This is a genomic window from Sphingomonas oleivorans, from assembly GCF_003050615.1.
Taxonomy (GTDB): domain Bacteria; phylum Pseudomonadota; class Alphaproteobacteria; order Sphingomonadales; family Sphingomonadaceae; genus Sphingomonas_H; species Sphingomonas_H oleivorans.
The window spans coordinates 57704-80572 of the sequence record NZ_NWBU01000004.1 but is presented as its reverse complement, the minus strand read 5'-3'; the positions used below and the strand labels follow the sequence as shown (position 1 = coordinate 80572).

The 22869-nt window shown below is 65.0% G+C and carries 23 protein-coding genes; 11 read left to right on the top strand and 12 right to left on the bottom strand.

Annotated features, from left to right (window positions below):
* Positions 1–21 precede the first annotated feature (21 nt).
* Together CLG96_RS00570 and CLG96_RS00565 are read right to left on the bottom strand one after the other, a co-directional pair.
* Complete coding sequence (locus CLG96_RS00570) at positions 22–777, bottom strand: cupin domain-containing protein (protein ID WP_243395546.1); 756 nt, start codon at positions 775–777, stop codon at positions 22–24.
* The gene (locus CLG96_RS00565; protein WP_107965928.1) at positions 774–1442 is read right to left on the bottom strand and encodes a haloacid dehalogenase type II; all 669 of its coding nucleotides are present in this window, start codon (positions 1440–1442) and stop codon (positions 774–776) included. The genes CLG96_RS00570 and CLG96_RS00565 overlap by 4 nt, the downstream gene beginning before the upstream one ends.
* Before the next feature lie 326 nt (positions 1443–1768).
* Here CLG96_RS00565 and copC point away from each other — a divergent pair, with 326 nt between their 5' ends.
* The gene (gene copC / locus CLG96_RS00560; RefSeq protein ID WP_107965927.1) at positions 1769–2140 is read left to right on the top strand and encodes a copper homeostasis periplasmic binding protein CopC; all 372 of its coding nucleotides are present in this window, start codon (positions 1769–1771) and stop codon (positions 2138–2140) included.
* Between the two features lie 4 nt (positions 2141–2144).
* A complete protein-coding gene (gene copD / locus CLG96_RS00555; RefSeq protein ID WP_107965926.1) occupies positions 2145–3080 on the top strand; it encodes a copper homeostasis membrane protein CopD in 936 nt (311 codons plus the stop codon).
* A 3-nt stretch (positions 3081–3083) separates the two neighbouring features.
* Here the strand turns inward: copD and CLG96_RS00550 are convergent, their stop codons facing one another.
* From CLG96_RS00550 to CLG96_RS00540, 3 genes are all read right to left on the bottom strand, one after another.
* Entirely contained in the window at positions 3084–3992 is a 909-nt protein-coding gene (locus CLG96_RS00550; protein ID WP_107966747.1) for an aldo/keto reductase, read from the bottom strand.
* 62 nt (positions 3993–4054) lie between these two features.
* Positions 4055–4942, bottom strand: coding sequence for an EamA family transporter (locus CLG96_RS00545; RefSeq protein WP_107965925.1), 888 nt, complete (start codon positions 4940–4942; stop codon positions 4055–4057).
* A gap of 96 nt (positions 4943–5038) precedes the next feature.
* Positions 5039–5482 carry a MarR family winged helix-turn-helix transcriptional regulator gene (locus CLG96_RS00540; protein WP_107965924.1) on the bottom strand — a complete coding sequence of 148 codons (444 nt, stop codon included), beginning with the start codon at positions 5480–5482 and terminating at the stop codon, positions 5039–5041.
* A 200-nt stretch (positions 5483–5682) separates the two neighbouring features.
* On the opposite strand from CLG96_RS00540, the gene CLG96_RS00535 reads away from it, so the two are divergent.
* From CLG96_RS00535 to CLG96_RS00520, 4 genes are all read left to right on the top strand, one after another.
* Positions 5683–6111 carry an organic hydroperoxide resistance protein gene (locus CLG96_RS00535; RefSeq protein WP_279330536.1) on the top strand — a complete coding sequence of 143 codons (429 nt, stop codon included), beginning with the start codon at positions 5683–5685 and terminating at the stop codon, positions 6109–6111.
* A gap of 244 nt (positions 6112–6355) precedes the next feature.
* On the top strand, positions 6356–7060 hold the full coding sequence (locus tag CLG96_RS00530) for a TetR/AcrR family transcriptional regulator (protein WP_207796521.1): 705 nt from the start codon (positions 6356–6358) through the stop codon (positions 7058–7060).
* 116 nt (positions 7061–7176) lie between these two features.
* The gene (locus tag CLG96_RS00525; RefSeq protein ID WP_243395545.1) at positions 7177–8331 is read left to right on the top strand and encodes a nucleoside hydrolase; all 1155 of its coding nucleotides are present in this window, start codon (positions 7177–7179) and stop codon (positions 8329–8331) included.
* Positions 8332–8355: 24 nt separating this feature from the next.
* Positions 8356–9270, top strand: coding sequence for a phosphorylase family protein (locus tag CLG96_RS00520; protein ID WP_207796520.1), 915 nt, complete (start codon positions 8356–8358; stop codon positions 9268–9270).
* Between the two features lie 48 nt (positions 9271–9318).
* Here CLG96_RS00520 and CLG96_RS00515 read toward each other — a convergent pair whose 3' ends face one another.
* Positions 9319–9897: a thymidine kinase gene (locus tag CLG96_RS00515; protein WP_107965923.1), complete on the bottom strand. Its 579-nt coding sequence runs from the start codon at positions 9895–9897 to the stop codon at positions 9319–9321.
* Between the two features lie 137 nt (positions 9898–10034).
* On the opposite strand from CLG96_RS00515, the gene CLG96_RS00510 reads away from it, so the two are divergent.
* Positions 10035–11882: a M14 family metallopeptidase gene (locus tag CLG96_RS00510; protein ID WP_107965922.1), complete on the top strand. Its 1848-nt coding sequence runs from the start codon at positions 10035–10037 to the stop codon at positions 11880–11882.
* Positions 11883–12006: 124 nt separating this feature from the next.
* On the top strand, positions 12007–12900 hold the full coding sequence (locus CLG96_RS00505) for a LysR family transcriptional regulator (protein WP_107965921.1): 894 nt from the start codon (positions 12007–12009) through the stop codon (positions 12898–12900).
* A 183-nt stretch (positions 12901–13083) separates the two neighbouring features.
* Here the strand turns inward: CLG96_RS00505 and CLG96_RS00500 are convergent, their stop codons facing one another.
* Positions 13084–13410 carry a hypothetical protein gene (locus CLG96_RS00500; RefSeq protein WP_107965920.1) on the bottom strand — a complete coding sequence of 109 codons (327 nt, stop codon included), beginning with the start codon at positions 13408–13410 and terminating at the stop codon, positions 13084–13086.
* A 310-nt stretch (positions 13411–13720) separates the two neighbouring features.
* Here CLG96_RS00500 and CLG96_RS00495 point away from each other — a divergent pair, with 310 nt between their 5' ends.
* From CLG96_RS00495 to CLG96_RS00485, 3 genes are all read left to right on the top strand, one after another.
* Complete coding sequence (locus tag CLG96_RS00495; RefSeq protein WP_107965919.1) at positions 13721–14026, top strand: hypothetical protein; 306 nt, start codon at positions 13721–13723, stop codon at positions 14024–14026.
* Positions 14027–14087: 61 nt separating this feature from the next.
* Entirely contained in the window at positions 14088–14534 is a 447-nt protein-coding gene (locus tag CLG96_RS00490; RefSeq protein WP_107965918.1) for a DoxX family protein, read from the top strand.
* Between the two features lie 174 nt (positions 14535–14708).
* Positions 14709–15731 carry a LacI family DNA-binding transcriptional regulator gene (locus CLG96_RS00485; RefSeq protein ID WP_107966742.1) on the top strand — a complete coding sequence of 341 codons (1023 nt, stop codon included), beginning with the start codon at positions 14709–14711 and terminating at the stop codon, positions 15729–15731.
* Positions 15732–15736: 5 nt separating this feature from the next.
* On the opposite strand, the gene CLG96_RS00480 is transcribed toward CLG96_RS00485, so the two are convergent.
* From CLG96_RS00480 to CLG96_RS00460, 5 genes are all read right to left on the bottom strand, one after another.
* Complete coding sequence (locus CLG96_RS00480) at positions 15737–17326, bottom strand: sodium:solute symporter (protein WP_107965917.1); 1590 nt, start codon at positions 17324–17326, stop codon at positions 15737–15739.
* Positions 17327–17424: 98 nt separating this feature from the next.
* Positions 17425–19254: an alpha-amylase family glycosyl hydrolase gene (locus tag CLG96_RS00475; protein ID WP_107965916.1), complete on the bottom strand. Its 1830-nt coding sequence runs from the start codon at positions 19252–19254 to the stop codon at positions 17425–17427.
* 115 nt (positions 19255–19369) lie between these two features.
* Positions 19370–20347, bottom strand: a complete 978-nt coding sequence (locus CLG96_RS00470) for an AraC family transcriptional regulator (protein WP_207796519.1) — start codon at positions 20345–20347, stop codon at positions 19370–19372.
* Between the two features lie 6 nt (positions 20348–20353).
* Entirely contained in the window at positions 20354–21394 is a 1041-nt protein-coding gene (locus CLG96_RS00465) for an NAD(P)-dependent alcohol dehydrogenase (protein WP_107965915.1), read from the bottom strand.
* Positions 21391–22668: an MFS transporter gene (locus tag CLG96_RS00460; protein ID WP_107965914.1), complete on the bottom strand. Its 1278-nt coding sequence runs from the start codon at positions 22666–22668 to the stop codon at positions 21391–21393. Before CLG96_RS00460 ends, CLG96_RS00465 begins: the two co-directional genes overlap by 4 nt.
* Positions 22669–22869 lie beyond the last annotated feature (201 nt).

The window sequence follows — 22869 nt, the reverse complement described above, 5'->3', positions numbered from 1 at the left end:
TCCCGCCCGCTCGAAAATGCCTCAGGCCGGGCGGTAGATGGCGTAGACTTTCGCCACCTGCACTTCGCTCAGCCAGCTGCAATGGGCGCCCTGTTCGATCAGGAAGATGTCGCCCTTGTTGAAGGTCGCGCGGCGGCCGATGCCGTCCTCGAAGGTCACGCTGCCCTCGAGCAGATGCATCAGCTCATAATGACGATAGCCCATCGCCCGGCGATGATAGGGCGTGGAATCCCAGACGCCGCACATGAACTCGCCGCTTTCCGACTTGTAATCGGTGTGGTTGCGGCACTGGGGCGTCGGCCCGACCAGCAGCTCGGCAAGCGGCGCGCCCGATGGCGAAAGCTCCGCGCTCTCGTCGATCAGGAGCGGCGCAGAGGCACCCGGTCCGCTGCCCTCATGACGCATGAAGAGCAGCGATGTCGCTTCCTGCGTCGTCCAGGAGAAGGACGAGCCCTGCGGCAGGACGGCGCTCTGGCCGGCCGCGAGATGAAGCGATCCGCTTTCCGTTTCCAGGCCGAACGAGCCGCTCACGACGATGATATATTCATCGCCGCCGAGCTCCGACACGCGCCCGGCCGACGGATCGAGCCGAACCGCGCCGACCGTGACCGGGCCCTTGGGCAGATCGAGGAGACGACGGTCGTCAAGGAAGGCATCGCCGGACGAGGCCGCGCCGGCGATGCCCTGCGTCTCGTCCGCGGCGAAGTCCCGCAGATCGATGAAGGAAGGCGTCGCCCGCACGGGCGCGCCTGCCTCATGGACGGCGCTGTCGCTCACAGGCCGAGCAGCCCCGGCAAGCCGCGAATATCCTTGATTTCATGGGTGTAGTAATAGGGGTTGGCCGGCTCATGCCCGCGATTGACGAACGCCCTGCCGCCGAAACCCATGTCATAGGCGGTCATGAGATCATAGCGGAAGCTGGACGAGCAGTGGAGAATATCTTCCGGCCCGCATCCCAGCATGTCGAGCATATATTCGAAGGCCTGCATCCGGGGCTTGTAGGCGCCGGCTTCCTCCGCGGTGTAGACCGCGTGGAAGGGCACGCCGATATTGGTGACGCTGTGCGGGATGAGATCCTTCATCGAGTTGGACAGGATCACCAGCGGAAAATGTTCCGCCACCTTGGCGAGCGCTTCCGGCACGTCCGGGTGCGGGCCCCAGGTCGGCACGGCGGCATAGACGGCCTGCGCATCCTCGTCGCGATAGGCGATGCCCCATTTGCGGCAGGTGCGCTGGAGCGAGCCTTCCACCACCTGGAAATAGGGCTTCCACGCGCCGAGCACTTCATCGAGGCGATAGGCGGAGAAATCCCGGCAGAAGGCGTCCATGTCTTCCGCCTTTACGCGGTCGGCATAAATGCGGCGAGCGACAGGAGCCATCTCGAAATAGATGAGCGTGCCGTAGCAGTCGAAAGTGATATATTTGGGCTTGAGCGGCGCCATTTCTGTGCCTCATGCGACTGGCGGGTTGAGAGAAGTCAAATCTATGCTGGCCGGGGAGGAGTGATGGCGGAATTGCTGTCGATGGTACGAATATCGTGCCGTTTGCAGATCGGCTAGCGGCAGGGTCTGCCGCGTCGGAGTCTTTACGGACCCGATGTTTCAACCAAATCTCGCAGAATATGACGGAGCTTTGCCCCGAAGAAGGCGCGCGCCTTTATGGCTGATGCATGCGCATATTCGGTTGGTCGCAATGTGCGAATGGAGCGTGAGGGGGGCGTGCGCAGGATGCGTAAAGCAGGCGAGACATCTGAACGGAGATCCCACTCATGAAGCATCTCGTTGCCTTTGCCGCCGCCGCCTTCCTCCTCGCCAGCGGGGCGCAGGCCCATCCCAAGATCGTTTCGGCCAGCCCCGCCGCGAACGCCGTCGTCGCCAAGCCGGCCAAGATCGAGCTGCATTTCAGCGAGACGCTGATGCCGAAGCTTTCGGGCGCCGAAATCGTGATGACCGGCATGCCCGGCATGGCGGGTCATCCGCCTATGAAGATAGCGGGCACGGCGGCGGCCGGCCCCGATGGCAAGACGCTGATCGTGACGCCGGCCAAGCCGCTGGTGGCAGGCAGCTACCGGATCGACTGGTACGTCGTTTCCGCCGACACGCATCGCATCACCGGCACGCACGCTTTCTCGGTCAAGTAAGCCGATGGGCGACTGGCCGATCATTTTCACAAGGTTCGCGCTTTATGCGGATCTGATGCTGTTGTTCGGCCTCGCCGCCTTTGGTCTTTACGCGCTGCGTGGCGCGGAGCGCGGGCCGGGCGGCGCGATCGCCTTTCGGCCCTGGCTCGCGGGCGGCGCCGTGGCGGGCCTCCTTCTGTCGGCGGCGGGCATGCTGTTGCTCGTCGCCGGCATGCTCGGCGCCTCGCCGTTCGAGGTGGATCGGGAAACGTTCGACATGGTCGCCACGGGCACGCCGGTGGGCAAGTCCTGGCTGGTGCGTGTCGCCATGCTGGGATTGGCGCTGCTGGCGGCCTTCGCGGCGGGACGTGGCCCGGCGGCGAGCCTCGCCGCCGTCGCGCTGCTGTCGGGTGTCGCCCTGTCGACGCTCGCCTGGACCGGGCATGGTGCGATGGATGAGGGGATGATCGGCTGGGCGCATCTCGGTGCGGACATCCTTCATCTGCTGGCTTCGGGCATCTGGATCGGCGCGCTGATCGGGCTCCTGCTGCTGGTCTTTCGTCCGCTCGATCGCGCCGATGCCGCGCATCTCCGCCTGTCCCGCCGCGCGCTCGACGGCTTCTCGACGATCGGCACGGTCGTCGTCGGCACGCTCCTGATCACGGGGCTGGTGAATGGCTGGCTGCTGGTCGGGCCCGGCCATCTGCTCGACATGGCGACCGGTCTTTATGGCCAGCTATTGCTCGGCAAGCTGGCGCTGTTCGTCGCCATGCTCCTGTTGGCCGCGCTCAACCGCTTCCGGCTGACGCCTGCTTTCGCGCAGGCGCTGGCGACGGGCGACCATCAAGCGGCACTTTTCACGCTTCGGCGTAGCCTGGCGGTGGAGACGGGATGCGCCGTTGCGATATTGGCGTCGGTCGCCTGGCTGGGAACGCTCGCGCCGCCCGCCTCCGGCCTATAGCGTTCAGGGCAGCCGTTCGCCGAGCGAGAGCTGCAGCACTTCATACCATTCGGCCCGCGTCCAAACGATCCGGAAGGCATCCGCCGCCTCGCGGATGCGATCCGGCCGCTGACTGCCGACGATCGGGATCGGCCGGGCGGGATGCGCCATCAGCCAGGCATAAGTAGCGGCGGCAAGCGAGACGCCGCACGCCTCCGCCTTGGCGCCGAGCGCCGCCGCGACCGCCTTTTCCCGCGCATTGCCGGTGCCGTCGGTCAGCCGCCCGCCGCCGAGCGGAGACCAGGCGAGCACCGCCATGTCGCGCTCCACCGCCTGATCGAGCAGCCCATCGAACAGCGGCGCGAGCGCGAGCGGCGACAATTCGGGCTGATGGCTGACGAGCGGGAAGGGGAGATGCGCCTGCAGCGCGGCCGTCTGTGCGGGCGTGTGGTTCGAGACGCCGACCGCGCGGACCTTGCCGCTTTCGACCATTGCCGTCAGTGCCGCCGCGACGTCCGCCGGATGGGCGAGCAGGTCCGGGCGGTGGATCTGATAGAGATCGACATGATCGACGCCCAGCCGGGCAAGCGAGGCATCGAGCGCCTTCAGCAGATAGGCCGTGCTCGAATCATAGGGCGTGCCGGGGACGATGCCGCCCTTGGTGGCGAGCACGATATCGTCGCGTAGTCGCCTGTCCTCGCCGAACACCCGGCCCAGCAGCGCTTCGGCCGTGCCGAAGCCCTCGCTGTCCAGCCCATAGATATCGGCGGTGTCGAACAGCGTGATGCTCGCTTCGCGCGCCGCATCGATCCGCGCCCGTGCGGCGGGCACGTCGCATCCGGCGAAGCGCCACATACCCCAGGCGATCGGCGAAACGGTCAATCCGCTCCTGCCGAGCGGGCGCGGGTCGGAAGAGAGGATAAGTTCAGACATGCATTGATCCATTTGCGAGGTCGGCGCCGGAATGATGGCTGCAGGGCGGATAAGCAACATCGTCAATTGGGGGCGGGCAATGTTTCCTGCTTCAGGCCGGTGGTCGTCCCGATCGATGCGATCACGATGGCGATGATCGCGGTCCATTGGATCGGTGTCAGCCGCTCATCCAGCAACAGCAGCCCGGCCAGCGCGCCGACCGCCGGCTCGAGGCTCATCATCGTGCCGAAGGAGCGTGCCGGCAGATGGCGCAGCACGATCATCTCCAGCGTATAGGGCAGGACGCTCGACAGCAGGGCGACCGCCGCCACCATCGGAAGCAGCGCAGGCGTGAACAACGCAGCGCCCTTGTCGGCAAGCCCCACAGGAAAGATCAGCAGCGCGCCGATCATCATTCCCCAAGCGGCGCTTGTCGGCCCATGCGCCCGGCCGGCTTTCTGGCCGAAGACGATATAGAGCGCCCAGAAGAGGCCGGCCACCAGGGCGCAGGCAACCCCCAGCGGATCGAGCGCGGCGACGCCGATGTCGATCGGAAGCAGGAGCAGCAAGCCGATGACGGCGAGGCCGACCCAGGCGAAATCGACGAGCCGGCGGGAATCGAGCAGGGCAACCGCGAGCGGGCCGCTAAATTCCAGCGCAACCGCGATGCCGAGCGGAATGCGGCTGAGCGCGGCGTAAAAGGCGAGGTTCATCACGCCGAGCGAGAGGCCGTAGAGGATGATGGGGCGCCGGCTCCCCGCAGGCGGCACCGCGCGCCATGGACGCAGGATCAGGCTGATGATGACCGCCGACAGGGCAAGCCGCATTGCCGCCATGCCTTCCGCGCCGAAGATCGGAAACAGGGATTTGGCGATCGCGGCACCGCTCTGGACCGATAGGATCGCGATGAGCAGCAGCGCGATGAAAAGGAGCGGGGAGGAGGAATGGGAGGGTGGGGCGGCGTCTTGCATGGCGCCGCCTATGACATGCGCCGGGCGGGGCAGGATAGGGGCCGGGCCGGCTTCCCTCGCCGCGCTCGGGCCGAGCGCGGTCAGGTGGGAAATGCCCTAACCGTCCAGCAGCGTGTCGCGAACGTCCGACAGATCCCGGCGCAGCGCGCGGAGCGTGGCGACATCCTTGCCGCTCGCCCTGAGGATCGCGTGGGGGAAGTCGCGTGCGACCGCCTTCATCGCGCGCCCCTTTTCCGTCAGCCTGATGCGGACCTGGCGCTCGTCCGAGGGATTGCGCACGCGCTCGATCGCGCCATGCGCCTCCAGCCGCTTCAGGAGCGGACTGAGCGTGCTATATTCCAGCATCAGCCGCTCGCCGATATCGCCGACGCTGCGATCGTCCCCCTCCCACAGGACGAGCATCACCAGATATTGCGGATAGGTGATCCCGAGCTTGTCGAGCAGCGGCTTATATGTGCGGCCGAGCGCATGCGCCGTCGAATAGACGGCGAAGCAGAATTGCTCGTCGAGATGCAGCGGATCGAATGTCTTGCCAGCCATGTTGCATGTCTCCGGGGCGCGGCGGCTGCGCCCAGAGGGCGGCCATGCGCGCAAGCTCGCCAATATATATCGTGCGCGATGTGATCGGCAACGATGGAAAAATCGATCACGCTGATCTATTAAAGTCGCTCGATATTAAATCGCGTACGATTTATCTCGCTTCCATCGACGCAACAGGGCGTCCCGCAATCGAAGGAAGCATCGAAATGGCTATTCTCTACACCACTGAAGCCACCGCCACCGGCGGCCGCACCGGCTCTGCCGCCACCAAGGACGGGGCGCTCGCCGTCACGCTCGTCACGCCCCGGGAGCTGGGTGGGCCGGGTGGTCAGGGCAATAATCCCGAGCAGCTCTTCGCCGCCGGCTATTCCGCCTGCTTCCTCGGCGCGATCAAGTTCGTCGCCGCGCAGAAGAAGGTGAAGGTGGCGGAGGACAGCACGGTCACCGCGACGGTCGGCATCGGCCCGCGCGAGGACGGCACCGGCTTCGGCCTTGATGTCGCGCTCGCCATCAGCCTGCCGGGCATCGATCGCGACACCGCCCAGATCATCGTCGAGCAGGCCCATATCGTCTGCCCCTATTCGCACGCGACCCGCAACGGGCTCGACGTACGGCTGACCCTTCTCTGATCCCGGCGCGGGAGCCGGCCGCCTCGCGACGCGCAGCGCCATCCGGCTTGCGACCGACAGCCTGCGCGAAGCCTTCGCCAAGGCGCGCTGAAGGGCATCTGTCCGTTCCCCTTGTCCGGGGAACGGACGGCCCGCGCCGATTGGCCTTGCCCGATCGTGACGATGGCATATTGATCCTGTCGGCGATGCGCGGGCATTCGTTACTGCGGCGCTTTTGGAACGTAAGGATTGGCGGAGAGAAATATTGCAGGACAAGAAGATGGGCTCCGCCGAAACGCCGGCCGCGCCGCGCAAGCGCGATGCCGAGCGGACCCGCAACGCCATTATGCGCGCGGCGACCCGCGAATTCAGCCTGAACGGATTTTCCGGTGCCCGGACGGAGAAGATCGCCGCGCAGGCCAAATGCAATATTCGTCTCCTCTATCACCATTTCGGCAATAAGAAGTCGCTATACTTTGCGGTGATCGAGGCCGCCTATGACGATCTGCGCAAGAAAGAGGCCGCGCTGAGCTTCGACCTGTCCGATCCGCTCGGCTGCCTGGAACAGCTTCTGCGCTTCACTTATTCCTATTTCGAGAATAATCCCTATTTCGAAGGGCTGCTGCGCGCCGAAAATATGATGCAGGGCCGCTTCGTGCGCAAATCCAAGCGCGTGCCGGAGGCGGCCGCCGGGCTGAAGGCGATGCTCAGCGACATTCTCGTCGCGGGCGAGGAGCAGGGCGTGTTCCGCCCGGGGATCGATCCGGTCAATCTCTACGTCACCATCACGGCGCAGAGCCGCTTTCATCTCTCCAACAGCTATTCGCTGTCCGCGCTCTTGGGCGTCGACATGCGCAGCGCGGAATGGCGCGCCCAGCGGCTGGATCATTGCGTGGAGGTGCTGCGCGCCTATGTGTGCGCCGGTGCCGACGCACAGCCTGTTCAGATGTGCCACGCGCTGCATCAGTAAGGGCTTAATTACAAATTGCGCCGCCCGCCGCGCTGGGGATATGTCGGCGCCATGTTCCCGCCAGAGGACTGATTCGCCGCAGGAAGAACGAGGAGATTCGGTAGCGACGGAGAAATATGATGGGCATGCGCGCATGGCGCAATGCGTTGCGGACGAGCGGTCGGGCCCTGCTGGGCGGGCTGTTCTTCGGCCTGTTCCTCATCGGCGGGCCCGCCGAGGCGGCTGAACCGAAGCGCAAGGTGATCCTTGACGATGATATTGGCGGCCTGATGGGATCGCCCGTGCCCTTGCTCCAGGCTCCCGACGTCGAACTGCTCGGTATCACCATCACGAGCGGCTCCACCTGGCGCGACGTGAGCGTGGCGCATGCGCTGCGCGTCGTGGAAATTGCCGGCCGGACGGACATTCCGGTGGTGCCGGGCGCCATATTCCCCCTGGTCAACAGCGAGGAACTGACCCGGCGCTGGGAAGGCGTCTATGGCAAGCTCGTCTACAAGGGCGCGTGGATGAACGAGGAATGGCCGGAAGGAACGATCCAGAGCCAGCCGCAATATCATGCCTATAATGTCGTGCCGTCGCTCAAGGAGGGCAATCCCACGACCAAGCCATCCCCGGAGATCGCGGCCAATTTCCTGATCCGCAAGGTCAGGGAGTTTCCCGGCCAGATCACCATCATCGCCACCGGCCCCATGACCAATATCGCGCTGGCGCAGAGCCTGGACCCGACCTTCGCGGAGAATGTCAAGGAACTGGTCTATATGGGCGGCAGCCTCAATCCGCATCAGAAGCTGCCCTCGCTCAGCGCCGAGCAGTTTGCGCGCGAATATGTCAATTCGCCCCGGCGCGAGTTCAATATCCGCTGGGATCCGGAAGCGGCCAAGATTATGGCGCACGCGCCCTGGCGCAAGGTCACCATGGTTCCCGTCGATCCCTCGACCGGAACCGAGCTCACGCGTGCCTTCCTGGACAGCCTGGGCAAGGTCGATACCCCGCTTGCGAAGATGATCGTCAAGACGGCGGAGGCAGGCTTCCCGATGTGGGACGAGATCGCCGCGGCCGTATGGCTCGATCCGTCGATCATCTCGAAATCGGTCGATCTCTATGTCGATTTCGAGACGAGCTTCACCAGCAGCTATGGCGACACGCTGTCCTGGACGGCTGACTATCGGCCAGGGCTCGGCGAGCGGCCTCAGAATGTCGTGCAGGAGGTGGATCGCGCCAAGCTCGAAGCGCTGCTGCACAAGCTCTATGCCGCGCCCCTGCGCCACTGATTTCTCATTCAACAGGAAGCGATCATGAAATTTCTTGCGACCCTGATGCTCGTCGGCCTGGCGTTCGGTGCGGCGCCGGCGGCGGCCGCGCCCGAAGCCGCCGCACCCGTCGCGCAGCCGCCCTGCCAGGCGAAGATCGCCATCGTCGGCGGCACGTTCATCAACGATGCGATGATGAAGTCGGGCCTTCTCGGCCAGCCCTTCACGATCGAAACGGCGGTCGGGCCCTCTCCCGAGATACGCTGCGGCCGATCGGGCGGCATATCCTTCTACTATGTGGACGGACATGGCGGCGGCAGGTTCGTCGAAACCTGGGCGGCGTTGTACAAGCTCGGCGTGCGCGATGCCATCGGCGGCGCGACCGCGGGCGGGATCAACCCCGCAATGAAGGTGCGGGATTATGTCGTTCCCAACGATCTGATCGATTTCAACATCGATCGGCCGCGCTTGCTCCCGGCATCGATATTCAAGGAAGGCGAGGTCATCTTGCCGCGCTATACGCCGGCGACCGATCCGCTGCTGGACGAGATCCTCGCGAGCGAGACCGAAAAGCGGCTGAAGCGTGACAAGGCGCTGGCGGATATCGGCGTCCATCGTGGGGGCGTCGTCCTGCAGGCGGCCGGCGGCCGGTTCGAGACGCCGGCGGAAATCAGGATGTTCGCCAAGCTCGGCGGCGATCTGGTCACGATGAGCGTCGGCACCGAGATCGCCTATGCCCGCATGGTGGGCATCAACTATGCCTGTCTGGTGATCATCTCCAACCCGGCCGAAGGCTTGGGCGAATGGAAGTTCGATGGCCTTTCCGCCATCTACCAGCAGCTCAATCCGGTTTCGCTGGATATTCTGCTCGCCGCCCTGCCGCGCATCGCCGCGCTGGAAGGCAAGCCGCGCGTGGGCGACGCGCTCCGCATCCACCCCGAGATGAAAAGCGGGAAATAACCGAAGTCGCTGGGCCGGGCGCGATGGAGCGACCCGGCCCCGACAAGCTCATCCGTGGGTCTGCTCCATATAATGGCGGCGGCACAGCGCGACATAGCGGTCGTTGCCGCCAATCTCGGTCTGCTGGCCCTGGCGCACCGGATTGCCGTCCGCATCGATGCGCAGGTTCATCGTCGCCTTGCGCCCGCACGCGCAGATCGCCTTGATCTCGACCAGCGTGTCGGCGAGCGCCAGCAGATACATGCTGCCTTCGAACAGATTGGCCTGGAAATCGGTGCGCAGCCCATAGGCCAGAACCGGGATGTTCATTTCGTCGCAGATGCTCGCAAGCTGGAAGACCTGCGCGCGTTTGAGGAACTGCGCCTCGTCCACCAGCACGCAACTCAGATGGCGCTGGCCATGTTCGGCCTCGACGGCGGCGCGCATGTCCGTCGTCGCATCGAAGCAGGTGGCGGGCGCCTCCAGGCCGATGCGCGAGGCGATGGTGCCCCGGCGGTAGCGATCGTCGATCCCGGCGGTGAAGAGCATCGTCTCCATTCCCCGCTCCTGATAGTTGAAGCTGGACTGGAGCAGGATCGTCGATTTGCCCGCATTCATCGAGGCATAATAGAAATAGAGCTTGGCCATCCCGGCGCTCTTCACAGGGTTGGCGGCGACGTCAATCGCTCTTCTCCATTCCCTTTGAGACGGCCTGCGGCTGCTCTATGCAGCGGCACCACTCATTTCGGGCCACTCATTTCGGGCCACTCATTTCGGGAACGTCCATGTCTCATCCCAGGCGGATCGCCTTCCTCCTTGCCGGCACTATGGCGGCACAGCCGATTGCGGCCGAGCCTCTCTTTGCGCCCGATGCCGTGCTGCCGCCGGTTCTCGCCTGGCATGGCGCGAGCGAGCGGCTCGTGGCGCGCATGGATGATCGCTGGATCACGCCCGCCGAGAAGACGGGGCTCGTCTCGACCCCCAACTATGCCGAAACGCGCGCCTGGCTGGAGCGGCTGGTTGCCGCCTCGCCGCTGTTCCGGATCGAAAGCTATGGTCGCTCCCCCGAGGGACGGGAGCTTTATGCTGTCATCGCGTCCAAGGGGGCGCCGGGCACGGGAAGCCGCAAGCCCATCGTGCTGATCCAGGCGGGCATCCATCCGGGCGAGATAGACGGCAAGGATGCCGGCCTGATGCTGCTGCGCGACATTGCCTTCCACGGCAAGGACCGGCTGCTCGACGGCGTGGATCTCGTCTTCGTGCCGATCGTCAGCCCGGACGGGCATGAGAATGGATCGGCCTACAGCCGGCCCAATCAGCGCGGCCCGCTCGTCCAAGGCTGGCGCACGACCGGCCAGAACGTCAATCTCAATCGGGATTATGCCAAGGCCGACACGCCCGAAATGCAGGGGCTGATCGGGCTTATCCGGGCGCATGATCCCGATCTCTATCTGGACATCCATGTCACCGACGGCATGGATTATGTCCATGACATCACCTTCTCCTATCCCGGCTGGCACGGCCGCTATGCGCGAAGCGTGCGGGGAGGGGCCTGGCTCGACGACATCTACCGGCCGGAGGTGGAGCGCGCGCTGATCGGGGCGGGGCATGTGCCGGGCCCCTATCTCGATCCGCTCGACGGGCGCGCGCCGGAAAAGGGCATTCGCGTTGGCGCCGATCAGGCACGCTTTTCCACCGGCTATGGCGATGCTCGCCGGATCCCCACGGTGCTGGTGGAAACCCATTCGCTGAAGCCCTATCGGCAGCGCGTGCTCGGCACCTATGTGCTGATCGAGCAGACGCTCCGTACGGCGGCCGACCATGCCTCCGAACTGAAAGCCGCGCGCGCCGCCGATCTGGCGCTGCGGCCGAAGCAGGTGACGCTCGGCTGGAAGGATGCGGATGCGGCGCCGGTCGACAGCTTCCTCTTCCGGCCCGTGGCGCGCGAGACCTATCGCTCGGCGATCACGGGGCGGGACGAGGTGCGTTGGCTCGGCCGTCCCGCGAAGCCGCTGTCCGTGCCGGTGTTCGGCAGCACGCCCGACATCGTCGTCAGCCCGCCCGCCGCTTATTGGGTGCCCGCCACCAAGCCCGAGCTGATCGATCGGCTCCAGCGGCACGGAATAATGATGGAAAGGATTGCGGAACCCCGCACCGTGCGGGTCGATGTGGCGCGGATCGCCAATCTTCGCCCCGATCCGGCGGCGGAGAAGGAAGGACGCTTCCCGGTCGCGGCCGACAGCTTCACGCCCGAGACACGGGAGGTCACTTATGCCCCGGGCTCGGTGCGTATCCCGACCGACCAGCCGCTGGGCGAACTCGCTGCGATTCTGCTCGAGCCGCAAAGCCGCGACAGTTTTCTCGCCTGGGGCTTCTTTCCCGAAATCATGCAGCGCACCGAATATGCCGAAGGCTATATCATGGCGCCGCTGGCGGAGCGGATGATGGCCGACGATCCCGCGCTTGCCCGGGCATTCCAGGCGAAGCTCGCCGCCGATCCCGATTTCGCCGCCAGCCCCGCGCGCCGGCTCGCCTTCTTCTACGAGCGCACGCCCTATTTCGATCGGCGCTATCTCATCTATCCTGTCGGACGGGAGGTGGCATCGCCATCGTCTCGGCCCGGCGCCGAATAAGCATTTCACGCCTTGTCCGATAATCAGCGCCGCTTGTGCGTGCCGACGATCGGGAGACCGGCACGGTGGCTCGCATGGCGATGAGATTCGGTCTACGGAACGGCAGCTTTTCGAGGAATGCGATATGCGGGGCCCCGGCACGCCCACATTGGATCAGTTGCAGGTGTTTCTCTGCATCGTCGAGACGGGCAGTTTCGCGGCCGCGAGCCGCAAGCTCGGACGGGCGACCTCCGTCATCAGCTATGCGATCACCAATCTCGAGGCGCAGCTCGGCCTGACGCTCTTCGATCGGGAGTCGACCAAGCGGCCGCAGCTTACCGAAGCTGGGCGGATGGTCCTGTCCGAAGCGCGCACGATCGCGCGCGGGGTGGATGGGCTGCGTGCACGGGTGACGGGCATGCTCGAGGGGCTTGAGGCGCAGGTGACGGTCGCCGTCGACGTGCTGCTGCCGACGGCGCGGCTGACCGATGCGCTCACCGCGTTCAGCGCCGAATTCCCCACCGTCTCGCTGCGCCTGCATGTCGAGGCGCTCGGCGCGGTATCGCAGCTCGTGGTCGATCGCGCCGCCGTGATCGGCGTCACCGGGCCGTTGCAGACGCAATTGGAGGGGCTTGATTATATCGGCATCGGCCATGTCGAGCTCATCCCCGTCGCCGCGCCGCATCATCCGCTCGCACAGCCGGGGGGCGAGACTCCGGGCGCGAGCCGGGATCATGTCCAGCTCGTCCTCACCGATCGTTCGCGCTTGACCGAGGGGCAGGATTTTCAGGTGACGGCGCTGCGCACATGGCGGCTGGCGGATCTCGGCGCCAAGCATGCTTTGCTGCTGGCAGGGCTGGGCTGGGGTAATATGCCCGAGCCGATGGTCCGTGCGGATATCGAGGCGGGGCGGCTCGTGCGCCTTGCCTCGCCCGATGTGATCGGCGGGCCCTATCCGCTGAGAATGGTCTATAGGACGGATACGCCGCCCGGTCCGGCGGCGCGCTGGCTGATCGAGCGGCTGCGCGCCACGGCCTGATCGGCGCGCCGCGCCGCTAGCGTTTTCAAGTCGGGCGGAATCGCCTGACGGCTCAGAAAATGCGGGAAGCAAAGGAGAATTGGAGCATGTTGTGATTAGATCTAATCACAACATGCTCTTGGGGGCCGACGCCGCCTTGTCCCAGGGGGGAGGGGGAGGACAAGGCGGCGCCGGTTGGCGGGCTCAGTGGGTCGAGAGCAGGGCGACAGCCTGCACCTGACCCGCCGAGAAACCATGTTCGATCAGGGCCGGCGCGAGATCTTTCGCGGGGCGGCCATGGCGGCGCGTCTCGCAGGCGAAGCGGCGCAGCGACTCCAGCTTCGGGTCGGCGAGCGGCCGGCTCGGCTCGATGCCGGTGATCCAGTTGAAGGCCCGGCGGACCGCGCCGCCAAGGCGCGACGGCTCCTCGAAGCTGCCGCATCCACATTCGGTCGCCTCGTTGAAGGCGAGCGAAATCACCTTCCATTCGAGCTTGGAAAGCATGGGTTCCGCTATGCTGGTCTGGATCATGGTCGCCTCCCTGTTTCGCGCCGTCGGGGGGAAAGGCCGTTCGGGTCGCGAGTTGATGCGGCGATTATGGTTCAGGGCCGATGACCCGAAAATCCGGATAAAATAGATCGGAACGTTCCATGAAATTGAACAATCCGGATGGCTCTCGGTGGATTGCCATAGGGTGAGGGCAGGGCATACTTTTCCAATTTTTCGATTATTCCATTCGATATTATTCGGCTTTTCCTGAAAGTCGGACAGGCCCATTTGTGAGGCCGTCGATCCCCGGCAACCCGCCAGGAACGACGCTGCTCCGACGATGGAGGCTCGAATGGCCTATATGAATTTTGAGTTTCCGGCCGAGATCGGTTCAGTCGCCGCGGCGTCCGCCAATCCTGCGCGACCTCGGGTGGCACGGCGGCCCCGCACGGTTGCGCAGCCTGCTCCGGCCCGGCTTCTCCGCCTCGGGAACGTGATGGCGTTGCTGTCGGCGGCCCTGCTGCTGACCTTGGGGATCATGATCGCCGAATATTTCGACAGTCTTCTGCTCGGTCTGCTCGGCGCAAATCTGTTGTTTCTCGTGGGCGTCAGCGCGACTTCTACCGTCGCAAGCAATCCTCGCCGTTCGGACTACTGACCGGCATTTCCGTCCAGCGTCCCCGCTTACCCCCTTTTCTCTCATTCAAAGGATCAAGACAATGTCCCAACTGGCCTATACCGCTGATTCCGTGCGGAATTCCTCCTCGTCGGCCGCTGCCCTTTCGGGCGGCGCCTCGCTTGTCGGCCGTGTCCTGCTTTCGGCCATCTTCCTGCTGAGCGGCTTCGGCAAGCTCACCGCCGCCAGCGCCACGATCGGCTATATCGCCAGCGCAGGCCTGCCCGCGCCGAAGCTGGCCTATGCCGTGGCGCTGCTGGTGGAACTGGGCGGCGGCCTGCTGCTGCTGGCCGGCTATCGTGCGCGGCTTGTCGCCCTGGCGCTGGCGGGCTTCTCCGTCGTCACTGCCCTGGGCTTCCACGCCGATTTCGCCGATCAGAATCAGATGATCCATTTCCTCAAGAATTTCGCCATTGCCGGTGGCCTGCTCCAGGTCGCGGCGTTCGGCGCGGGCGCCATCAGCCTCGATGGACGCGCCGGCCGCGCCTGATCGCCGAACCGGTTCCTCTTATGCTGCGGCGGGCAATGTATTGCCCGCCGCAGTCGCGTTTTCGGTAGCAAATATGGATATGATGGCTCCGGAACGGTGCCGTCGCTAAGCTCGGCGATGGACTTGCGCGCGCGCTTGCGCAAAGCTTTGCGCAACGCATGTGAGGAATGGCAGATGGTGCCCGTCAAACCCGTAACCAACCTGACCGAGCTGGCCGCGCTGGCCGGTGTTTCGCCGGGTACGGCGTCGCGCGCCCTGTCCGGCAACGGCATGCTCAGCGCCAAGACGCGCGAGCGCATCCGCCGGCTCGCCGACGAACATGGCTTTCGCCTCAACCAGACCGCGCGCAACCTGAAGCTGGGGCGTACCAATGCGATCGCCGTGGTCCTGCCTTTGGGGCATGAAAGCGCGCAGAATATCTCCGATCCCTTCTTCATCGCCTTGATCGGTCATCTGGCGGACGAGCTGACCGCGCGGAAACAGGATCTCGTCCTCTCCAAGGTGATCCCCGTCGGCGAGGATTGGCTGTCGAGCATCGTGCGCGGCGGCCGCGTCGATGGTGTCATCGTCATCGGCCAGTCGAACCAGGATGCCATTCTGAACAGCGTCGCCAGCCATTATCGGTCGCTGATCGTCTGGGGCGAGCGGCAAGATGTGGGGCAGGTCTATGCCTCGGTGGGCACGGACAATCGCCGGGGCGGATGGCTCGCCACCGATCATCTGCTGAAGCGCGGACGGCGGCGCATCGCCTTCGTCGGCACGACCGACATTCCCGAGATCGCCGCGCGCCATGCCGGCTATCTCGCCGCGCTTGCCGAAGCCGGCATCGCGCCGGGGCCGCATATCGAGGCGCATCTCACCGCGGATGCCTCTCATGAGGCGATAAGCGACTTTCTGGCCGGCGCGGCGCCCGGTTTGGCGCCGCTCGACGCTATCTTCGCGGCATCCGACGTGATCGCGATGAGCGCGATCCGCGCGCTGAACGAACATGGTTTCGTCGTTCCGGACGATGTGAGCGTCGTCGGCTTCGACGATGTCAACCTTGCCGCCCACACCTCGCCGCCGCTCACGACGATCCGGCAGGATCTGGCAGAGGCGGCGAGGCTGCTCGTGGATCGACTGTTCGCGCGTATCGATGGGGCGGAGCCCTCCTCGGTCGTGCTGCCCCCGGAGCTGGTCGTCCGGCGCTCGACCTAGCGGAACTAGCGGAAGGTCCAGACGATGGCGGCGGTCAGCAGCAGCAGCCCCGCCGACTGTGTCCGATAATTCTGCCAGAAGGGCAGGGCGCGGAGCGTCGCGCTTTCCGCGTGCCAGATTGCCGGGGTCCAGACGATCCCTTCCGTCTTGCTGGAATCGGGCGCGGGCGCCGTCAGGCTCGCGACGATCAGGGTCGCGATCGAGATCAGGAGCAGGATCGCGGCGACATAGAGGAAGTGGATCGAGATCAGGCCCAGCACCGCGTTCAGCACGAACAGCGCCGCACCCGAGAGGAAGCCGATGATGATCGTCCAGCGGGCGCCGCGCGCATTGGCCCGCCGCCATAGCAGCCCGCCCGCGAACAGCGCCGCGATCGGCGGCACGGCATAGGAAAGGATCGCCTGGAGATATTGGAAGAGCGAGCCGAAGCGGCCGATCTGCGGCGCCCACAATATCGCCAGCGCCATGAAGGTGAGCGTGGAGATGCGTCCCCAGAAGACGAGGTCGCGGCTGTCGGTATCCGGCTTCCAGCGACGCACCACATCCATGGTGAAGAGGGTGGCGGCCGAGTTGAAGGTCGATGCGGAGGCGGACATGATCGCTGCCAGGAAACCCGCCACCACCAGCCCGACGATGCCGACGGGGAGCAGATCGAAGAGCAAAGTGGGGTAGACCAGGTCGGGCCGGTCGAGCGTCGGATAGAGCAATATGGCGACGCTGCCGGGAAGGACCATGAAATAGAGCACGGGAAGCTTCAGCAGGCCCGCGAACAGGCTTCCCCAGCGGCCATGGTCGAGCGACTTGGCGGAGAGCACGCGCTGCACCATGAATTGGTTGGTGCACCAGAAATAGAAGCCGAGAATGGACACGCCGGTGACGATGCCGAGCCATGGCACGCCGGGATCGTCGAGCGGCCGGATGAGGCTGAGCTTGGCCGGATCGATATTGTTCATCACCACATCCCAGCCGCCCGCCTTGGCGAAGGCGAAGAAGGCGATCGCCATGGACGATCCGAGCAGGATGATTGCCTGCACCGTTTCGGTGTAGAGCACGGCGCGCAGGCCGCCTGCGACGGTATAGGTCCCGGCCGCCAGCGCCAGCGCCGCGACGATGAGCGTTAGCGGCGCATCCGGAAACAGCAGCTTGAACATCATCGAGCCGCCATAGAGCGTGCCGGCCGTATCCACGACGATGTTGAGGAAGAGGGTAAGGCCGGTGAAATAGCTGCGCGCGAAGCCGTCATAACGGCGTTCGAGAAATTCCGGCATCGTATAGACTTGGCTGCGCAGGATCGCCGGCAGGACGAAGGCGCAGAAGATCACGAGCACGACGCCCGCCATCCATTCATAATTATAGACGGAGATGCCGACCGAATAGGCAGCACCGGCAAGGCCGATCAGCGTGGTCGAGGAAATATTGGATGCGAGCAGCGACAGGCCGATCACCGGCCAGCGCGATTCCCGCGATGCCAGGAAGAAATCCTGCGCGGTCGATTTGCGTTTCGTCGCCCATAGGCCGAGCGCAATGATCCCCAGCGCATAGACGGCGATCACCCCCAAATCGAGCGGCGCCAGCCTGGCGATGCCTTCGGTCATCCTGTCTTCTCCCTTCGACGCCGTTTCGGCGCGTGATTCTTATTTGTGCGCGCCACGCGGGCGCGAGGTGGCCGGCGCCCGTCCGGCCAATGCAATCATTATTCGCGGGCTGCCCAGATGACGTCGAGCCCCCCTATGTCGATCATGCCTGTGCCCGCGCCCTTGCCGAGCCTGTCGCGCCAGGATGTGAGCCCAATGTCCACCGTCGTCGTGTCCGGGGAAAAGTTGAGGAGGACGATATCCATCCCGCAGGCGAGCGCAAGGACGGCCGGGTTCCGGCTGTCGAGCGCGCGAACATTGCCTGCACCGCCGGATGCGATCCGGGCTGCGAGCAGCGCCGCGATATCGCCGCCGATGCGTGCGGCGTCCGGGGTCGTGGTTGCACTCCAGTCCATGACGGGGCGATGGAGCCAGCGCCCCTCATGCGCCTTTTCGGGATCGGCGAGATAGGTGCGGTCGTTGAGCACGCCCGTCTCGTCGCCCATATAGAGGGTCGCGAGTCCGCCGCTCGCGATGGCCAGTGCGTTCAGCAGGCGGATCCGCGCAAAGGCGCGCTCGCGCAAGGCGGGATCCTCGCCCGCCGCCTCCAGCCCCGCGAGCGAGGCCATGGTGCCGTTGGTGCCGTGCAGCCCGTCGCCATCGGTCTGGAAAGCCTCGCCGCGTCCCCAGCCGCCGGAACGGCCCTCGAGCATCGCCGCCACCGCCTTCAGCCGCGCTTCCGGGGCCGGATCGATCGCCGCCAGATCGCCCAGCAGCGCGCCCCAGCCGATATCGTCATGGCAGCGCGAATAGCTCAGCCAATTGGCGTTCGGCGGCAGCTTCGCGCTTTCCTGCTGGATTGCGAGCGGCAGTCGCGCATCGCCCTCGGCCAGCGCTGCCCATCCGGAAACCATCAGCGAATTATTATAGACCAAATGGCATTCGGGCACGGGCTCGCCGCCTTCCTCGCCCCCGAAATAGGGCAGGACATGGCGGGTCGGCACGATCGCCTCGGCCTTCAGCAGCACGCCCGGTGCCACGATATCGAGCGCCGCGCGCAGCGCGCGGACCACGACATGGGCGAGCGGCAGGTTGCGGCAGTCGGTGCCCGCCTCTTTCCAGAGGAAGGCGATGGAATCGAGCCGGAACGCCTCGATCCCGCGATTGGCGAGCGTCAGCAGCGCGTCGAGCATCGCCAGGAACAGCTCGGGATTGGCCCAGTTCAAATCCCATTGGAAGGGGTAGAAGGTCGTCCAGGCCCAGCCCTTCAATTCGGGAATATAGGTGAAATTGCCGGGCGCCGTCTTGGGGAAGATCTGCCCCAGCCTGGCTTCGCGCGCGGCCACCTCGGCCTCGTCGTCGAGGACGATGTAGAAGTCGCGATAATGAGGATCGCCCGCCTTGGCGGCCTTCGCCCAATGATGGTCGTCGGCGGTGTGGTTGAGCGCGAAATCGACGCACAGGCTGATCCGCGCGCGGCGCAGGCGCGCGGTCAGCCGCTCCAGATCCGCCATGCTGCCGAGCGCTGGCTCCACCGCCAGATAGTCCGCGACCGCGAAGCCGCCATCGCTATCCCCTTCGCGCGCCTTCAGCAGGGCGAGGAGATGCAGATAGCGGACGCCCAGATTTTCCAGATAGTCGACGCGGCTTTCCACACCCGCGACCGTGCTGCCGAACCGATCGACATAGGTGGAATAGCCCAGCATCGCTGGATCGACGAACCAGTCGGGCCGGGCCTCGCGCGCGGCATCGAGCGCGAGCAGCTCTTCCGGACGCTCTTCGAAGCGGGCGCGCAGCAGCGTCCGCACGCGCGCCGGAAGCTCGGCGGCATCGGGCGTGGCGCCATAGAGCGCCTGCAATTGCCGGTCGAGCCGGGCGCCATGGCGGGCCAGCCGCATGTCGAAGGCCGCCGATGCAAGCGGGCTTTGCGGTACAGGCGATAGGCGCATCTCTCTCCCCGGCTCGTCTTGTCGCGAACTGGAAGGAGCATGGCATCAACAACAAACGTTTGCAACAAACGTTTGTTGAAGGGATGAAGCTCGCGCATTTCCCGACAGGTCTGGCCTATGCGCCGCGCCGATATTCGCTTGGGCTCATCGCCATTTCCGCGCGGAACTGGCGGTTGAAATTGGAGAGATTGCCGAAGCCGACGTCATAGCAGATGCTGGAGATCGGCAGGTTTGTCTGGCGCAGCAGCCGGCATGCCTGGGCGACGCGGAGCTTGCGGACCATCACCACGAAATTATGGCCCGACACGCGCTTGAAGAAGCGGGAGAAACTCGGCTCGCTCATGCCCGCAAGGCGCGCGCCTTCCGCCATGCGCACCTCGCCGTCGATATTCGCGAAAATATATTTGAGCACATGGTCGACGATCGCGGCGCTTTCCTCGTCGAGCGCCGGCGAGAAGAGCGCGCTTGCCAGCACCCGCCGGTCCGAGGTGGGCGCATGCGCCAGCGTCGCGAACAGGGCGAAGAGATGGTGGAGCCGATCGAGGCCGCCGGTACGGCCGATCGCCTCCATCTCATGCGCGGCGGCCAAAGCGGTGGCGCCCATAAATTCGATTCCGCGCGCCGCCTCCTCCAGCAGCCCCTCGAGTTCGCTCATTTCCGGAACGAACTCGAATCCGCGACGCAGCATATCGCCATCGAATTGCAGCACGGCGTCGCGTGCCCTTATGGTTTCGCCGGGGCGAAGATCGCTGATCCAGTCATGCGGCAGGTTCGGGCCGATCAGCGCGACATGGCCGGCGCAGAAGGTTCCGACATGATCGCCCACCAATATCTTGCCCGTGCCGTGCCGGATCAGATGCACCTCATATTCGGGATGATGGTTCCAGCAGGCGATCGGGCTTGGATAGTCATGCTCATGCCAGCGTATGCCGCTCATCGGATCGGCCAGGATGATCTCGCGCGCGGAGGCATGGCCGGTCAGCTGGTCCGCAATCCCGGCTCTGCCGGACAGGGAGGATGGCAGGCTTGTCATCGATCCGATCACCACCGCGCCCAAGCGGAAAGCCGCGCCGGAAGGTTCCGGCGCAGCCATAATATATCAGGGATCTACGAAGGAAATCTGCAGCTTGACGTCGCCGGGCCGGCCGGCTGTGGCCCGCTCGAACGCCTCGACCGAGCGCTCGAAGGGAAAGGTGGCGGACAGGAGCGGCTTCAGATCCACCTTGCCCGATGCGATCAGGTCGATCGCGCGCTCATAGATATTGGCGTAGCGGAAGACGGTTTCGAACCGCAATTCCTTCGCCTGGGCGGCGGCCACGTCGAACGGCACCGGATCGATCGGAATGCCGACCAGCACCACCGCCCCGCCCGGGCAGGCGCAGGCCATCAGGTCCGCAAACACCTTGGCGCTGCCGCTTGCCTCGAACACCACGTCGGCGCCCCAGCCTCCGGTGATCTCCGCTATCTTGTCGCGAAGCGATTCGGTCCGGCTGTCGACGGTCGTCACGCCCGGATAGCGACGCGCTATTTCCAGCTTCTCGGCGGAAAGATCGGCCACGATCGCGCGGGCTGCGCCGCCCGCCAGCGCCGCCAGCATCGTCATCAGTCCGATCGTGCCCGCGCCGATCACCACCACCGTGTCGCCCGGCTTGATCCGCGCCTTGGTCGCGGCCTGCATGCCGATCGCGAACGGTTCGACCATCGCGCCCTGCGCGAAGGAGACATTGTCGGGCAGGCGATAGGTGAAGGCGGCAGGATGGACGACCTCACGGGCCAGGCAACCATCAACCGGCGGCGTTGCCCAGAAGGTAACGGCGGGATCGACATTGTAGATGCCGAGCTTCGATGCCCTGGAGCGGGGACTGGGAATTCCCGGTTCCATGCACACCCGGTCGCCTACCGCGAGGTTCGTCACATTGACGCCCGTCTCGACCACGATTCCGGATGCTTCATGGCCCAGCACCATCGGCTGTTCGACGACATAGGGCCCGATACGGCCATGGGTATAATAATGGACGTCGCTGCCGCAGATGCCGACGGTGTGGATGCGGATGCGGACATCGTCCGGGCCGCAGGGCGGCGGAGGAGCCACTTCGCGTATGTCGATTTCATGCTGACGTTCGAGAACCAGGGCTTTCATAGCGTTGCTCCTTCGGGATGCGCGATCGAGGGGATGGTCCGCTTGGGCCGCGCGGCGTGCGCGATGCCGGGCTGGTCGACATGGATGAATAGGGTGAGGACGGCGCCGAGCAGATAGAGCCCGGCATAGATCCAGACGACGCCGACGAAACCGATGAATGGCAGGGCGACGGTCGCGATCGCCGGCCCCAGGAAATTGGAAAGGCCGGCGGCCAGATTATGCGCCGAAATGGCGGCACCACGATGATTTGGTGCCATAGCCGGGAAGATCGCGCCCATCGGCACGAAGGCGGATACCGCGATGCCCAGCAGCGCCGCCATCGCCAGCGCCGCGGGCATGTTGGCGCCGAAGCGGAGCGGCAGATAATAGAAGGCGAGCGTGGCGATGGCGCAGCCGATGCAGCCGAACCAGCGCATCTGCCGCAGCCATCCGAAACGATCGCCCATCCAGCCCCACATGATGTTGGTGAAGATCGTCACGAAGAACATCGCGCCCCAGATCCGCAGCCATTGCGACATGGTGAAGCCGATCTCGTCGGAGGTCAGATAGAGAGGCATGATCACCGGGAAGCCGAACAGCGTCAGGTTGCAGATGATCCGCACGATCGCCGCGATCAGGATCGATCGGTTCTCGATCAGGATGGTGGCGCCGCGGGCCAGCTCGCGCAGGCGGTGGTCGAGCGCTATGGGCGCGCCAGCCTGCTCCGTGGCGGGCGGCAGCAGCGTCCAGACCGCGACGGCCGCGGCAGCGACCCAGACGACCGAAAGCCACAACGTTCCGAAATAGCCGAGCAGCGGAAGCGTGAAGCTCGGCAAATAGGTGCCGAGGCAACCGATGCCGATCGAATACATCGCCCAATACCAGCCCATCGCCGAGGCCAGCCGTTCCTTGGGCACGGCCTGCGCGATCCGCACCACGAAGGCATAGATGAACAGCGGATAGGCGATTGCCCGCACCCCGTAGAAGAAAAGTATCAGCGGATAGTTGCCGAGCCCGATCCCGAGCGAGAGGAACAGGATATGCAGCACGATCCAGGCGATCGCGCCGATCCGCATGATCCGTGTTGCGCCGAACACTTCGGCAAGGACGCCCGATCCCCAGGCAGACAGGGCCGCGACCAATCCATAAACCGTGAAGACCAGGGACGCCTCGACCCGGGTGAAACCGAGATCAACCAGATATTTCGATAGGAAAGCGAGCTCGAAGCCGTCGCCGGTCATGAACAGGGCGATTGCGACATAGCCCCACAGCAAATGGCGTGGAAAGCCGATCATAAAACCTCTCCCAGCTTATGCCGCAATATGCTTGCGGTGCTATCTTGCCTTGTTGGGCAAAGCCGGGCTGCATTCATGCAACTCCGTCTCGATCATGATGGCTATGTCTTCTTGCCTGCTTCCGCTACGATCGCTCTTGCGGGGAAGTGATACTAATTTTCAGATTGAGGTCGGCGCCGGCAATGCCCCGGTTAGGGGATA